The following is a 15,415-nucleotide window of genomic DNA, read 5'->3' as shown; positions in this document are numbered from 1 at the left end:
AACTAATGGACTGTGCTAAAATATCCAAAGAAGACGGTTCCGAGCAATCCATAACGAAAAAACGGAACCTAAGCTACGACTAGGAGGGATGCGTTATAATGTTCGTCAACCGTAACGACAAGGCCCCGATCTGGCAGCAATTGCTGAATCAGGCCATTCATAATATTACACAAGGCATCTGGGCGCCGGGCGAGCTGCTGCTCCCTTCACGCGTGCTCGCCGAGCAGCTTGGAGTCTCCCGCTCCACGGTGCAGCTCGTCTACGAGGAGCTGCTCAGCAGAGGGTATACCGTCACCTCCCGGCGGGGCGGAACACGGGTAAGCGACTGGAACCCGGCCATTGAAGCGCCTCAAGAGGAGTCGGTGCCGGAAGGACCCGTTCCTCCTTCCCTTCCCCTGCTGAACTCAGCGGTAGATCAGCTGCAGGACTGGTTCGGAGGCCATCAGCCTCAGGCGGTGGAGATCGATTTCACCCCCCACGAGCCTTATGTGGATAGAACCTTCCAGAACCACTGGCGGCAATCGCTGCTTCACGCCTCCGCCGCAATGGACGTATCCGACTGGTCCTACGGCAATCCCTATGGTCTCCTGCCGCTTAGGGAGCAAATCCAGCGTTATTTGCTGCTTGAGCGGGGGATACGGATTGAGACCGATCAGATTCTGTTGACCTCAGGCGCACAGCACAGTCTTGATCTGATTGCCCAATCCCTTCTCACAGAAGGCGATACCGTCTCTGTGGAAGATCCCGGCTTCCCTGCGGCCTGGATGGCGATGAATTACCGGCAGATGCACGTAGCCCCTGTCCCGGTAGACGGGCATGGTCTTGTGGTTGACCAGATCCACCCGGAATCGCGGCTGGTGTTCGTAACTCCATCGCACCAGTGCGCCATAGGCTCCGTGATGTCAGAGCCGCGCAGGCAGCAATTGCTGCACCAGACCGTTCAGGAGCAGCTATGGATTATAGAAGACGGCTATGACAGTGAATTCCGCTACCGCGGCGACCCGTTGCCCACGCTCTATAGCCAGGCGCCGAATAATACCCTGTATATGATGAGCTTCTCCAAAATGATCGCCCCGGCCATCCGCATCTCGGCGATTGTCGGCCCGGCCCGGGCCATTGCCCAGTTGGCGCGTGTACAGGAGCTGACCTACCGCCACCTTCCGGTGATGGACCAGCTCACCTTGACCCACTTCATCCAGAAGGGGCATTTCATGCGCCATATGCGCAGAGTCCGCAATGTCTACCGCCGGAGACATGAAGCCATCACCAAAGCGATAACCGCAAGCGGTCTAGGCGAACGGTTCACCCTGAGCGGAGCAGAGACGGGGCTGCATGTCTTCCTTGAGGCGGAGCCGGACTACAACGAGGAAGCCGTGACCCGGTTAGCGCTGGAGCAGGGAATTCGGGTATACCCGCTTGCCCATTACTGCCTTAAAAGCCGCAGGAAGGGCTGGGTGCTGGGGTTCGCCAAGGTGGATGAGGCCTTGATTGAGCAGGGGATTCACCGGCTGGCCGGGCTGCTCTTATAAGCGTGCTAATTCAGGGCTTGTCCTAGCTGAACAGTGAAGTAATACCCAGTGCAACGAACAGAAGCAATCCCAGTCCCAGCAGAATGCCGCCCATCAGCGAATACCGTACCTCTCGCTGAAACGATGCGGTGCCGGGTCCCCCCGGTGCCGGCCGACCCGGCTGGGCCACACTCTCCAGACGGGTACGCCGGCCTGTGCGCCGCCGCTGATAACCCATAATCAGTAACACTACCCCGAGCAGACTTAAGAAGCTGCCGGGATAGACAAATGCCATCCACAGGTTGCCCATAGTACACCTCCCTGTCCGTGATCTTGATCTATACTTAACCAAGTCATGGTATGCCAAACAGGGAGATGCAGCCAGGCTAGAAGCAGGTGAACGAGCTAACCCGGTTCAGATCAATTCCGAAGTATCCCCAGAAGAAGCCGTTCCACCGGAAGCCGGCAATCGAATTCCGGCCCACAAATACCGGATAGAACCAGAATTGCTCCCCGTTATTCAGCCAGATATACGTATTGCGGAACAGGCAGCCTCTGATGCCGCCGGGGTCAACCGCATAAGCCGTAACCGCCGGTGCTTGCGGTACGAATTGCGGCGGTGGCGCTGTCGGTGCTGCTACTCCTCCCGGCGCACCCCCGGGCGTTCCCGGAAATCCTCCGGGCCCTCCGCCTGGAATCCCTGGAGTCCCCGGCCCTCCCGGCAAGCCTGGTCCACCCGGAAATCCCGGTATCCCCGGAAATCCTCCGCCGCCTCCCGGCACTGGTATAAATCCCATATCTATTGCTCCTCTCTCGCTTCATTAGGCATAATCATCATATGCATTCGCGGAGAAGATGCCTGGGCGGATGCCCAGCTGCTATGGGCTTTTAACTGCCTCCTGCCTAGCCGAGGGTAACCGGCACTATAGCTCCATTTTGACACGGCCATAATAATCCGATAACTCGAACTCCTTGAGCGGAATATACCCCTGCCCTGTAAGAACAGTCCTGCGCTCTACCGCAGCGTCGATAGCTTTGGTCATGATCCATTCCACACCGAATTCATAGTAGAAATGCTCCTGCACCAGCTCCAGGACAGCGCTCAGCACCCCTTCCTGCTCATAAACGCTCATCAGATCTATGCGCAACACGCCATGCACCCCATAGCCGGGAGCCTCCCCGCGGTTAAACATCTCCACACTTCCGATGATCTCGTCAGTAGGATTCCAGATGATCGTCATGCGGACAAACTGCTCCGCGTCATAGCTGTACCGCCAGAAATCAAGCGCCTGCTTCATCCGCTCCGCTGTTGGATAGTAAAACGTATCGCCGTTGCAATTATCCGAGTTAAAAAAGGGTACCGCCTTCTGATCTGCGTAACAGTTAAGCAGACCTGCAATATCTTCCTCTTGCACCGGCCGCAGGGTGATCTGTTCATTTTTAAATATTGGACAATGCTTATAGATGGTGTACATCGTCTTCCTCCTCCTCATGGATCATCAGACTATATCGTAAGAGCGGAACTCATCAATGAACTCCTCCAGCCAGTCTTCCGTATAATCCAGCGCACCGCTGTCACTAATGAACTCGACATCCAGTCCCATCACCCACAACCGGCGGGCCATCATAAACAGATCAATTGCAGATTCATCTTGTTCGGAAAAGTCTCTGACCGAGCGGTAACCCGACATTAATGCCTGCCACAGCGGTTCCTTCTTCTCGTGCGGCAGACGTTTTCTGTGCCGGACCTGGGCCAAGTCGTAGGCCCGCCAACCCGGAGCCGCCCATTCAAAATCATAATGCGTGAACGTATCGCCTTCCTGGAAGGCATTGTTATTCCCGTGCAAATCTCCGTGGCAGATCCCCCAGTCCAGGCCCGGACTAGCAGCGTTGATCCGCTCCGTTAATGCACCGGCGAACTCTCGCAGGTACGCAGCTGAGCGGTGTCCCTCACCGAGATAATCCACAATACGGTCCAGCGGCCGGGAGATCAGAGCGCGGGTATCCAGATCCGGTCTAGGCAAATCTAAGGAGACCCTGTCCATGGCAGCATGCAATTCAGCAGCGGATTTTCCGAAGGAAGCACATGATTCCTCATCATGCAGCACGTTCTCCGTGCCTGTCAGATAACTGTAAATCACGGCAGCTCTCGGGCCCTCCGGCGCATCGATGACCGTATATAAACTGCTGTTCTTTTGAGGGAGGGGAACGGAAACCTTTGTATGTACTGCGCTCAGTTGGTGTTCCAGCTGTGTCAAGAGGGACAATTCATAGACAACATCACTTTCAGCTATCGATTGGCGGTAGATCCGAAGAATATATGTGCCTGTGCCGGTACGGATTCTGTAAGTATCGTTCAGGCCGCGTAACCAGAACAGGCAATCCTTCCAATCTCCAAGGTCATACAGAGAACTCAGACAGTATTCCAGATACTTTGGATCTAGAACGGAACGCATGGCCTTCGGTTTAGGATACATTTAGCTCTCCCCTAGCTTGCTGCTCCAGCCGGACAACGGTCTCCTCGAACGTTTTGACCGGGCTGTAGCCCAGCTCGTTTTTTATTTTGTCGCAAGTATATGCCGTTCTTATAGGGTCTCCGCCCGGTATAATGAACTTCTTGTTCAAGGCAAGACCGATCCGCATCGTAAAATCTTTCTCCGGATAATTTCCGTCAATGGCGTTATAGCACTGATTCACAGCCGCAGGCTGCGTCGCTGCCAGTACACACATCTCAGCCAGGTTGTCCGCGTGCACCCAGGGCGTTAAGTCCTCCGGATGAATCCAGTCCACTTCTCCGCAATCAGCAAGCTTAGTAATCAGTCTGTCGCCCCAGTGCGAGTTGGAATCGGAGCAGATCACTCCAGGACGTAGGATCACACTTGGCAGCCCGTCAGCCATTGCAGCCTGTACAATCCGTTCCGATTCACACTTGGTTGAAATGTAGACCTCCCCGTGGCCGAAGGCAAGACTGCTGGCCTCATCCAGCTCCACCTCTCCATCAAAATGACCATAGACCGATACCGTAGAAATATGCACGAAGCGCTCCACTCCCGCAGATACAGCGCCGTGGGCCAGACTCTGGACCCCCTGGATATTGGATGCCTCGGCAATCCCCTGGTCCTCCCCCAGATACGCCGCAGCGTGAATGATAACGTTCACATTTTGAAGTGCGTCCTTCATGGCCGCTCTATCGGTCAAGTCTCCGATGACGGGTGTAATGCCTAGCTTTTCACATAGTGCGATCTGGTCCTTATTTCGGATAAGTCCCTTGACCTCCGCTCCCTCGCTGAGGCATCTTTTTGCAATCTTATCTCCTGCTGTGCCCGTAACACCTGTAACGAGAACGACTTTATCTCGAAGTCTCATGGAGAACCTCCTTTTAGTAAATACTATTTTTTATCGCCTTCTTATCTATTTTGCCTACGGATGTCCTGAATAGTGAGTGAGTAATCACTAATCGGGTAGGCAGCTTATATTCAGCTATCGATTGACCGCAGAATTGTTGCAAGTCCTCTAGAGCGAGTGTCTGCATATGCTTAAGTACAACTACTGCTGTGACTTCTTCGCCTTCATCCGGCAAGGGTGTTCCTATAACAGCAGCCTCAAGAATAGAGGGGTGTGCGCTTATTACCTGCTCCACTTCAACGCAGTAGACATTAGAAGCTCCTACTATAATCATGTCTTTCTTGCGGTCTACAATGTATAAATAGCCGTCTTCATCCAGTCTGCCAAGATCCCCCGTATAGAGCCACCCATTTCGGATGGTCTTGCCTGTCTCTCCCGGGTTGTTCCAGTAGCCAAGCATAATCTGTTCACTTCGGCATAGGATCTCGCCAATGTCTCCTTGCTCTACTTCTTGCCCTGAGTCATTGACTATACGAATCTCAAAAGGCTTCTGGCCCCAGCGTTCCATATGGGATGGATTTCCGACCGATTGCAGCCGATGCAGCTTCCCTTCTGCAAGACACTCCTGCACGGATAAGAAGCTGATAAATTGGCCGCTCTCCGTCTGTGAATACACCTCGGATACCTGCGCGTTAGGGAATACTTCAAGCGCTTCATGCAAGGTCTTCCCACTGATAGGAGCACCTCCGCAGGATATGCCTGCCACAGACCCGACTTCTCTGGAATGGTTGCCTGCCAAGGCAGTGATATCCCTGAACAGAAGTCCGACTGTTCCCAGAAATCTGATCTGCTCGCGCTCAATAATGTCTATGACTTCGTTAACCTGCAGCGGATAAGAATCCGGATAAATGAGACAGCCCCCTTCAAAAAGAGTTGTCCAAAGGATAAATTGGCCGGTAAGATGGGCTTGATTAGGAACAAGCGATTTCTTGGCCGGATTATGCCCTCCGCCCCTTGCAGGGTTCATGAAAGCCCACTTTCTGATCGCACGATGGGAGTGCATCACTCCCTTGGAGCGTCCCGTTGTACCCCCGGTATAAATAAGAAGAGCGACATCATCCGGCTCTGCTATATACCATTCTGTTAGTGGAGAGGACACCGCTATTAAATTCTCTAAGGACAGGCCGCCGTTGACCGGCTCAAACGAGATGGTAAAAGCTACACTGGGCGCTGAAAGAGAAGAGGTTATTCTAGGATAATCCGCATCGTACACTATAGCTGTTGGGGCAGCATCTTCAAGGATCTGATGCATCTCTGCAGGAGTCAAACCTGGAGAAACCGTAACTGGAATGGCTCCTATAGCAATTACGGCACATTCTGCAATCACAAGATATGGGCAAGGATCAGCTGCAAGCGCCACCCGTTCACCGGGACCTACTCCCAAGTCCTTCAGCCCTCCCGCCACACAGCTTACCTGATGCAGTAATTGTTGATAGGTCAGATACTCATTTCTATACTTTGTAGCATAGCGATCTGGCTGTAACCGGGCCACATGAGGCAATATTTCTGAAAGAAGCATGCGTATACTCTCCCCTAACAACAATTTTAACAATTGTTCATTTCATGATCAGTTCGTGCCTAAAGACTTCTCAGCCGAAATAATCGTCCGGCAAGTGCAGTTCCCGCAGGCAAGCAGCGAACTTTTCCCTGAAATTAGGATTCCGTTTGTATTCCGGCCAGACCGCCTTATAGTAAGGCAGCAGCTTCTCATGCGGAATAACGTCCCAATATGGAATGGTGCTGCGCACCACCTCTGTACCACCACTGCGGAACATTTGTCCAATGATCTCCCCGTTCTCCTGCTTGTTCCGGCAATCTCTCACGGCATAGACCGCAGCCGTCTGCATATCCAGGCTGGCATGGCACAGGAAGGGTGCGAAGTCGCTGAAGCTTACAGCATCGCAGTCTTTGAGGATATAACCTGCATAACGCAGGGTTTCTGCGTCGTCAACGTGCTCAAGCCTCTGCCGGATCAGCGGAATAAATTCGGTCCGGTCCTGATTCTTGCCGTGAGTATTCAGAATGATTAAGGCGTGCAGCACTCCCTCCGCGTCATCCGACTGCAACAGCTTCAGCAGATAGGGCCTGCCCGCCGCAAAAGTTGTTTTGCAGAGCAGCGAGATGGCTGTCTTGGAATCCCGGGGGCTTTGCTCAGCCACATTGTTAAGGAATTCCAGGGTGGTCGGGGCGATTCGCTTGAACTTGAACATAGCCTCCAGCGCCTTGACCTGCAGCTTCCCGTCAGGGGTGGTCCGATACAACTGAATGAGCGTATTCTCGTCACCCGGCAGCCGGGTGCCAAACCATGGGTTGTGATAATCCATAATAATCTCATCCAGCCAACGCTCGTACCAGTCCAGGAAGTTGTCCTCATAGACGAAGAAGAACGGGTGATCGGGATAAAAATCCGAAGTATACACAATCCTTCCCCGATGCTTCCCTTCCAGCACCAGATACATCTCATAATCGCAGCCCTGGGTGCCGATACACAGCATTCCGCCAAGCGCCTTGTTTCTGGCCTTCTCGTATTCTTCATCCGGGATGTCCCGCTCGCCCGTCAGCGGCTCCGTCAGGAGATTCCATTCCTCTGCGGTCATCCCCGGATGAAGTGCCGCCCGCCCCTGGAGAGCAGGAAGCTCGGTATAAGAGGTTGCCTGATCAAGCGGATAGATTCCGTAATACGGTCCAGCCCCGCCGTTGCCGATCTCTATCAGGAACCCGGCAAAAGGCTCAGGAAGCTGGACCCCGTAACGGGCCTCCCAATCCGCCAGCTCCTCTGCCGGAAGCTTCTCTTTCAGCTTGTATTGATGCGATGAGGCCCCGAATTCTGCGAACTCCGCATCCTTGCACAGAGCCTGCCCCAGCTTCGTCTTGATCCGCTCAAGCTGCGCTGTCTGCTTCTCTAACTCCATGATGATCCCTCCTGCATATTCAAAGAATGTCACATAATGGCCTGGCCGATTGTCTTCCATCATATCACACCCTGCATATATTTCAGGTTCCTCGTTCACTAGACAAGAATAAGCCCGCCGTCACGATACAATGACAGGCGGGCTTATAACGATTCAACACTTACTGGACAGCGTTAGACAGCTCTGTGAAAATAACCCCCAGGGCAAATGCGCCAGCATCCGGGTAGCCGATGCTGCGCTCACCTACCGTCCCGGCCCGGCCCATCCGCGCAACGATGGATTTCGTACGTTCCGCCCCAGTGACAGCCGCTTCGGCCGCCTTGGCGAAAGCCTCCTTCAAGGACAGCTTCTGCTCCGCACTGCTCTTCCAGGCTTCGGCACAAGGAATCAGCGCATCGATCAGCGTCTTATCTCCCACGACTGCCCCCCGTCCGAAGGAGCGTTCGCCGGTAGCCTGAATGCCCTGAACCGCTGCTTCCAGCATTCCGGCCATCTCCAGCGTATTCAGCGAGGTCCGGCCTGTGGCATATTTGCCTGCTGAGCGGAAGGCTGAACCCCAGATTGGACCGGAAGCTCCGCCGCAATGCTCCATAATAATCAGCGAGCAGGCCTGAAGGAAGCTGCCGATATCCGTAGCGTGATGCTGCACAAGCTCCTTCCATTCCCGCTTCAATTGCTTGAAGCCCTTGGCGACACTCATCCCGAAATCTCCATCACCGGCATGGGCATCCAGCTCACAGAAGGGAGTCTCATTCGCGATAATAATCTCACTCATCTTATCCACCAGATAGATGATGTTCGTAAGCCGCAACCGCTCATCATGGAGGATGGCGAAGCTCGGATCAGTCTCTGCCGTCAGGCTCACCTCTGCCTGAGACTCCTGCTGCGGAAGAGGGCTGACATATTGCACCGGTCCAAGCTTACCCGTTAACCGGAGCGCCGGAGTATCGCAAGGCTCAGCAAGCCATCTGCGCAGCTCATCATCCAGCTTCATCAGGCTGATGGAAGCGCCGGCCATATCTATGCTTGTCATATAGTTGCCTACAAGCGATTGGCGGATGATGATTCCCCGTTCTCCCAGACTGCGGATTACAGAGTGATTGAGCAGATACAGCTCCTGCAGAGGGGTTGCGCCGAAGCCGTTGACCAGCACTACCACTTCTCCGCCGCCCGGCTGATCCAGGTTCAGACTGGCCAGCAGGGCAGTGATCATACGTTCCGCCAGCTCATCGGCGCTCAGCAGCTTTTCTCTGCGGATGCCCGGCTCCCCATGAATGCCGACCCCATACTCCATCTCATCCTCCTGAAGCTGGAAGGTAGGCGTACCCTTGGCCGGAACCGTGCATGAGGTAAAAGCAAAACCAAGACTGCGCACATGCTCTGCCGCATGTTGCGCGGCCTGCTTCACCTCTGAGAGCGGCAGTCCGGCCTCAGCAGCCGCCCCGGCAACCTTATGCACCAGAATCGTGCCTGCTACCCCTCTTCGCCCTACAGTATACAGGCTGTCTTCTACTGCAATGTCATCCTCAACCTTCACATAGTCCACAGCCAGGCCGTCCTCAGCCGCCAGATAAGCCGCATTCTGGAAGTTCATCATATCGCCGCTGTAATTCTTGATGATCAGCAGCGCGCCCTTATGGCCGGTATGGTTGCGGATCGCCTGATAGACCTGAATCTGTGACGGGGAGGCGAAGACATCCCCGCAGACTGCGGCATCGAGCATTCCCGGTCCGACCAGCCCGGCATGCGCCGGCTCATGGCCGCTGCCTCCGCCGCTGATCAGCGTTACCTTGTCAGGATTGGGCGCAGACCTGGAGATAATTTTGTATTTGCTGTCGAAGGTCAGCTGCGGATAAGCCATCACTAGTCCGCTGCACATCTCACGGACGAGATCCGACGGGTCGTTGATTATCTTTTTCATACGCGCTGCTCCTTGCTCTTCTTGAAGGCTTCACCCAGCTTGTCAGCAACAGCAATGGCAGCGGCAACCGCTTCAGCGGTAACCGGGAATGGCATCGAATGAATCGACTCCTCCGGGATACACGCCTTGCGGGCCACTTCCATCAGCTCCTCATGGGAGATGGAAGCGACGCCAATATCGGCCAGACATACGGGAAGGCCGACAGAGTGGCAGAAGGACAACACCTGATCGATCTCAGCCTGCTGCGCATTCTCCAGAACGAGCTGTGCAATCGTGCTGAAGGCCACCTTCTCGCCATGATAATAATGATGAGTGCCTTCAAGCGCCGTCAGACCGTTATGGATAGCATGTGCGGCAGCCAGACCGCTGCTCTCGAACCCGAGCCCCGACAGCAGGATGTTCGTTTCAATAATATTCTCCAGCGCCGGTGTCACCACGTTCTGATCGCAAGCCAGCTTGGCCTTGGCGCCATCCTCCAGCAGTGTATCGTAGCATAAGCGGGCAAGGGCCAGCGCGGCTTTGGTGCCTTTGGCCTCCGTAATCACACCTGCATGCACTCCGCAAGGAAGCCCCGCATTGACATTGGAATAGGATGCCGCAGTAGCTCTGGCCTCGAAGTAGGTGGAGAGGGCATCGCCCATCCCGGATACCAGGAAGCGGGTAGGAGCCTGCGCAATAACAGTCGTATCAATCAGCACCACCGATGGGCTGGCTTTGAAGTAAGCATAATCCTCGAAAGCGCCTTCAGAAGTGTAAATCACAGCGGAATGACTGGTGGGTGCATCGGTGGCCGCAATGGTAGGCACGATAATCAGCGCCTCGCCTTCTGCCACACATTTAGCCGTGTCGATGGCCTTGCCGCCGCCAAGACCGATGGTGCAAGCACACTTGTGCTCACGGGCCAGCTCCTGTAGTCTGGAAATCTCCTGCCGGGAGCATTCGCCCTGGAAATCCCCCTTCACGAGAGTAATGCCGAATTGACTGCTGGTGGCATCAAGCTTGGCTTGTACACGCTTCACATCATCGGGGTGCGCAATCAGCAGGGCCGATGTGCCGAAAGTACTGACGAAGTATCCCAACTGAAGCAGCTCATCCTCACCTTGTGTGTACTTACCCGGGCTGATAAAGGTTCTTCTCATTCCTTCATTCCTCCTTTAGTCGTATGTCCCCATTATAGACAAGTGGATAGAGCGGCGCATGGGACAAAGCAAACGAATTAATATGCTGCAAAATAGTATTATTATGTTGTCAGCATCTGAATTATAATGATCTTGTTCTCATGTTGACTGTAGATGGAAAGGGTGAACCGGATGCAATCCAAATTCGACTTGAAGTATATCATTGATATGGACGAATGGGGCAAGCTTCAGGAATCGTTGTCCCTTGTGACGCGCATGGCCATCATCATGGTCGATTATAAAGGCGTGCCGGTTACGGCACATAGCCGCTGTCAGGCCTTCTGCCAGACCGTGCGCAGCGACAAGGAATTCTCAGCCTATTGTCAAAAATGTGACGCGCGCGGAGGTCTGGAGGCTGTGCGGCTGAGCCGGCCCTATATCTACCGCTGCCACTTCGATATTCTCGACATTGCTATACCTATCATTGTCGATAATCAGTACATCGGTGCCCTGATGGCCGGACAAATCCGGCTGGCGGAGGGAAGCGGCCCGAATCTGGAGCAGATTGTATCCCGTCCGCAGCAGGACGCCATGACGGAGGACCGGGCCCGCAAGTATGAGCTGCTGCCTGTCATGACCTATGAGGAGGTAGTAGCCACCGCCGATATGCTCTATCATTTGTGCAACTATGTGGTCAAGGAATCGATCCTGAAGCATGAGCTGCTGGAGCGGAACGGGCAGGTTGAGGCCTTGAATCCACAGGAGTCTAAGCTCCAGCTTAAGCTGCCGCCTCTGCCCGCAGAGCCGCCCTCGGCTCCCAAGACTCCGGCCACTTCGGGAAGCGCATACAAGACGGAATGCATAAGTCCTACGCTACAGCCTGCTTTGGACTATATGCTAAGCCACCGGGAGGAGAATTTCTCGCTGAAATCGCTGGCACAGCTATGCCATATCAGCCCTAGCTACTTCAGCCGCCTGTTCACCAGGGAGATGGGCGAGAATTTCTCACTATATGTTGCGCGCATGAAGATCGGGTGGGCGAAGGAGCTGCTGGCAACAACCGATTGGTCCGTCAACGAGATCAGCAATCACTTGAATTTTTGCGATGCCGGTTATTTCATTAAGATCTTCAAGAAATACGAGTCGGCCACTCCCCTGTCCTACCGTGCTTCTCTCCTAACCAATCGAATATAATAGATGTACACTATTCGAGCAGGAGGTTATCTTATGAAGCTGAACGAACAAGGTGTACTCATCATTGAAGAGCAAGATATACACAATCTCTACTTTTATCTGGTTCATGACGGGACGGCGTTCAAGGATTCTTTCCGGTTCGAGATGGGACTTCAGGGGATTGAGCTTCATCCCGGCAGCGTATCCGCCGTTGATCATCCGCAGGCCATGCCCGAGGGCTGCCCGGAAGAAGACCTCCCCCTTGTGCTGGAGGCGATCTATTCGGTCATCCGGGAGGATGATCCGGGCTTCGGGGTGTGGTAGCAGCTGCTTCACCCGGCATGTCTCTGGTATCAGGGAAGCGTCAGACCGTGCCTGAAGGCCAGCTTCACATCATTCTCACGGTAATAGGCGGAATAGTCCCAGGATTCTCCCTCACTTAGCTTCTGGTAGGTCTGATGAATATTCCGGCGCCAAGGCGAAGGTCGGCTGTTGAAGTAATTCGTGAAGAAACGCTGCGCCTGCTCCCCTGTGCCGAAGCACAGCAGATAGGCCAGCGGACTGGATTCAGCATCACAGATGCCGGGGAATCCTGCGCCGCAGGCGGCAAGCTGCTCCAGTGCGCGGGGACGGTCCGCGAATAGCGCGAACAGCGGTAGGACACGTTCCCCGATCATCTGACCGATCTCTAGCAGGGAGGAATCCAGCTGTGAGCCAGCGACCTGCCAGACGATGGCGCTTGATGATTTCTGCGGCCTGCGCAGCGAGCCCAACAGTACGGTATCGTCCCCTCTGCCGGTTTGTCCGGCAAGCCATTTTTTGAGGGACTTGCTGGCAATCCGCAGGTTCACCGTCATCCGCACATCGGTGCGGGTATTGTAAGATTCTGGGTGGAAGGATAACTCGAACACGGTGTCCTTGTCGGCCGCTGTTTTTTTCCATACCGTACCCGCCTTATTGGATTTGAAGCCCTCTGCCTGGAGGAACTGCTGCCCGGTCTGCTGGCAGGCCTGAAGGAATTGCGCTTTGGGATCGAGCTTACGGTGGGACGGGTCCTCAGACCAAACTTCCCACTGGGCATAACGTTCGTCCAGCAAGGGCTGCAGGCGGTCATAATTCTCCCAGGTGTTCTCCACATGATAGATACTGGGGTATTGGTTGAAGACCTCACAATAATCATTAAGATAGCTTCCATACTGAGCAGCGAACGCCGATTGACCGTCATAATAATCGGCGGCGAAGGTATTACCGAGCTCGTTCAGATCCTCATCCCAGAACTTCCCGTCACAATACTCCACCAGGTAGTCCAGCCCCGTGAGCTCACGCCGCTTCAGCCGCTTCAGCGCCTCCGCCGACTCCTCAAGGTGAAATTCGCCCGCCATTCCGTGGCCCAAAGCCCAGGCCAGGAACATACCGATATGAATTCCGCCATTCTCTTCCGGCAGATCCGCAGGATAATCTCCCCCGAAATGCCAATCGATCCGGTCATATGCCATATGAGTCTCCTTTCTGCCAGCAGCTCTAGCTCCCGGCTTCCCTTCTTAATAAGTATTGGTACACCTCATCATTCACCAGATCCCACTCTACTTTGCTTTCAGGAATCTGAGCAAGCGGGGTGGTCAGCAGGGGATGGTCTACTGTAGCGGCGGTTAGTCCCTGGGCCCGTCTTATTTTTTGGATGAGCCGGACCTCATAAGGGATGTAATTCAGACATAGAATTTCTGCGAATTTACGGGGAAGATCCAGGGAGCTGTAGATATGGTAATCGCAGATTTCACCCATTAGGCTGCGCAGCAGCTCTTCATCCGTAGTAGACCAATAATCGAGAAATCTCCGGTACACATGCTGCTCCGGCAGCACCGGATACAGCTCCTGATTGATCTGCTCCGTGACGAATAAGTCATGTAACAACGCCATGAACAAATGATGCGTCTCCTTGTGGGCATACCGCTGCGTATCTTTTTCAAATATCATCTGGAAATAATCTCTGGCCAATTGTGCCAGCTCCTTCATATCCCATAGCAAGGCTACTCCTATGATACAGCCTATCGTTCTTGAAGAGACCTCTTTATACTTGAACAGTCTCCGCAGAATATACTCCTCCCAATACAGAAACCGGGTAACATACTTCCACCCTTCCGTATCCCCGTTCAGAATCAGATTTTTTGGATAATCTCCGCCATGTACACCAATTCCAAGCGTCAGGTTTCTGGCAATGGTTTCTTTGTATCCGTCTTTGATGTCGTTCTGGATGCTATCTTTAATTAACGTGTACCATTCTTTGAGTTCTTCTTCAGATACGGTTTTCTTCTGGAGGGTACGAATCTCTTTGTTGAATACATTCATTATTTTGCGGTGCTCCATCTGCTCACTCCCTGTAAGAGATCGTTAATCCAGGCGGCCCTTTCGGGTGCCGGATTTGTCATCAAGGATAGAATTCAGTACAATGATCAGCATCGGAAGGTACTACCCTAGATTATGATATACAGAAGGTGACACCGCAATGGAAAGTGGAGATTTGAGGATTTTTCAGGCTGTGGCCCGTGAGGGTACGATTACGAAGGCTGCGCAAGCCTTGAACTATGTACAGTCGAATGTGACCAGCCGGATTCAGTTCCTGGAGGCCGAGCTGAAGGTCCCGCTGTTTCACAGGTCTAACCGTGGGATGACATTAACGCCTGCGGGCGAGAACCTGCTGGAATACGCGAATACCATACTTATGCTAATGGACGAGGCTGTAAAATCCACACAATACTCCGAGCACCCGTCCGGCCCGCTGCGGATTGGCTCTATGGAGACGACAGCGGTTATTCATCTGACATCCATGATCGCTGGCTACCATTCCCGCTACCCCGATGTCCATCTGTCGCTCATCACAGGCGAAACGCATGACCTTTTGCACAAGGTGCTTAATCACAAGCTGGATGGTGCCTTCGTCTATGGGCCCATAGACCAGCCGGATATTGGGCATGTTGCAGCTTACGAGGAGGAGCTGGTGCTCATTGCTGAACCGGGGACAAGTGAGTTGCATGAGTTGCTGCACAAGCCCATGCTGTTCTTCGACGTTGGCTGCACGCACCGGGTTAAAGCGGAGCGCTTCCTGCGTGAAAGCGGGATGCATTCGGTTCAGATCCGGGAATTCGGCACGCTGGAAATGATTCTAAACGGAGTATCTGCCGGACTCGGCGTCTCCCTGCTGTCTAAGTCCTCCATCCGCAAGGCGGAAGAGGCTGGACGAATCACTTCCCACCGCCTCCCCGAAGAATACCGGAAGCTTGAGGTATGGTTGATCTACCGCAGCAACGCCGTGCTCTCCAGTGCAATGTGTAGGTTTATGGAGATGACGGGGCAGGGATAGATAATGGACATAAAAGGAGT

General features: G+C 53.9%; 15 protein-coding genes. 4 read left to right on the top strand and 11 right to left on the bottom strand.

All coding sequences use genetic code 11. From position 1 onward, the window contains the following. The first annotated feature begins 95 nt into the window (after positions 1–95). Positions 96–1,529, top strand: coding sequence for a MocR-like pyridoxine biosynthesis transcription factor PdxR (pdxR, locus tag NST04_RS04415; RefSeq protein WP_341185174.1), 1,434 nt, complete (start codon positions 96–98; stop codon positions 1,527–1,529). Positions 1,530–1,551: 22 nt separating this feature from the next. On the opposite strand, the gene NST04_RS04410 is transcribed toward pdxR, so the two are convergent. From NST04_RS04410 to NST04_RS04370, 9 genes are all read right to left on the bottom strand, one after another. After that, positions 1,552–1,818, bottom strand: coding sequence for a hypothetical protein (locus NST04_RS04410; protein ID WP_341183304.1), 267 nt, complete (start codon positions 1,816–1,818; stop codon positions 1,552–1,554). Positions 1,819–1,894: 76 nt separating this feature from the next. Beyond that, positions 1,895–2,305, bottom strand: coding sequence for a collagen-like protein (locus NST04_RS04405; RefSeq protein WP_341183303.1), 411 nt, complete (start codon positions 2,303–2,305; stop codon positions 1,895–1,897). A 126-nt stretch (positions 2,306–2,431) separates the two neighbouring features. Continuing rightward, on the bottom strand, positions 2,432–2,983 hold the full coding sequence (locus NST04_RS04400) for a GNAT family N-acetyltransferase (protein WP_341183302.1): 552 nt from the start codon (positions 2,981–2,983) through the stop codon (positions 2,432–2,434). Between the two features lie 24 nt (positions 2,984–3,007). Continuing rightward, a complete protein-coding gene (locus NST04_RS04395) occupies positions 3,008–3,985 on the bottom strand; it encodes a phosphotransferase (protein ID WP_341183301.1) in 978 nt (325 codons plus the stop codon). After that, positions 3,975–4,874, bottom strand: a complete 900-nt coding sequence (locus tag NST04_RS04390) for an NAD-dependent epimerase/dehydratase family protein (RefSeq protein ID WP_341183300.1) — start codon at positions 4,872–4,874, stop codon at positions 3,975–3,977. The genes NST04_RS04395 and NST04_RS04390 overlap by 11 nt, the downstream gene beginning before the upstream one ends. A gap of 13 nt (positions 4,875–4,887) precedes the next feature. Further along, a complete protein-coding gene (locus NST04_RS04385) occupies positions 4,888–6,432 on the bottom strand; it encodes a class I adenylate-forming enzyme family protein (RefSeq protein ID WP_341183299.1) in 1,545 nt (514 codons plus the stop codon). A 70-nt stretch (positions 6,433–6,502) separates the two neighbouring features. After that, a complete protein-coding gene (locus NST04_RS04380; RefSeq protein WP_341183298.1) occupies positions 6,503–7,825 on the bottom strand; it encodes an SMI1/KNR4 family protein in 1,323 nt (440 codons plus the stop codon). A gap of 160 nt (positions 7,826–7,985) precedes the next feature. Beyond that, on the bottom strand, positions 7,986–9,746 hold the full coding sequence (dhaK, locus tag NST04_RS04375) for a dihydroxyacetone kinase subunit DhaK (protein ID WP_341183297.1): 1,761 nt from the start codon (positions 9,744–9,746) through the stop codon (positions 7,986–7,988). Next, a complete protein-coding gene (locus NST04_RS04370; RefSeq protein WP_341183296.1) occupies positions 9,743–10,885 on the bottom strand; it encodes a glycerol dehydrogenase in 1,143 nt (380 codons plus the stop codon). The genes dhaK and NST04_RS04370 overlap by 4 nt, the downstream gene beginning before the upstream one ends. A 171-nt stretch (positions 10,886–11,056) precedes the next feature. Between NST04_RS04370 and NST04_RS04365 the strand changes: the two genes are divergently transcribed. After that, complete coding sequence (locus tag NST04_RS04365; RefSeq protein WP_341183295.1) at positions 11,057–12,058, top strand: PocR ligand-binding domain-containing protein; 1,002 nt, start codon at positions 11,057–11,059, stop codon at positions 12,056–12,058. Between the two features lie 33 nt (positions 12,059–12,091). Further along, positions 12,092–12,361, top strand: a complete 270-nt coding sequence (locus tag NST04_RS04360) for a hypothetical protein (protein ID WP_341183294.1) — start codon at positions 12,092–12,094, stop codon at positions 12,359–12,361. A 29-nt stretch (positions 12,362–12,390) separates the two neighbouring features. On the opposite strand, the gene NST04_RS04355 is transcribed toward NST04_RS04360, so the two are convergent. Both NST04_RS04355 and NST04_RS04350 read right to left on the bottom strand, forming a co-directional pair. Further along, positions 12,391–13,533, bottom strand: a complete 1,143-nt coding sequence (locus NST04_RS04355) for a DUF7832 domain-containing protein (protein WP_341183293.1) — start codon at positions 13,531–13,533, stop codon at positions 12,391–12,393. 25 nt (positions 13,534–13,558) lie between these two features. Further along, positions 13,559–14,401 carry a hypothetical protein gene (locus NST04_RS04350; RefSeq protein ID WP_341183292.1) on the bottom strand — a complete coding sequence of 281 codons (843 nt, stop codon included), beginning with the start codon at positions 14,399–14,401 and terminating at the stop codon, positions 13,559–13,561. Positions 14,402–14,540: 139 nt separating this feature from the next. On the opposite strand from NST04_RS04350, the gene NST04_RS04345 reads away from it, so the two are divergent. Further along, positions 14,541–15,395, top strand: a complete 855-nt coding sequence (locus NST04_RS04345) for a LysR family transcriptional regulator (protein ID WP_341183291.1) — start codon at positions 14,541–14,543, stop codon at positions 15,393–15,395. The last annotated feature ends 20 nt before the right edge of the window (positions 15,396–15,415 follow it).

Origin of the sequence: Paenibacillus sp. FSL H7-0756, from assembly GCF_038006765.1 — a bacterium.
GTDB lineage: Bacteria > Bacillota > Bacilli > Paenibacillales > Paenibacillaceae > Paenibacillus_AQ.
This window is presented reverse-complemented; position numbering and strand designations above follow the sequence as displayed.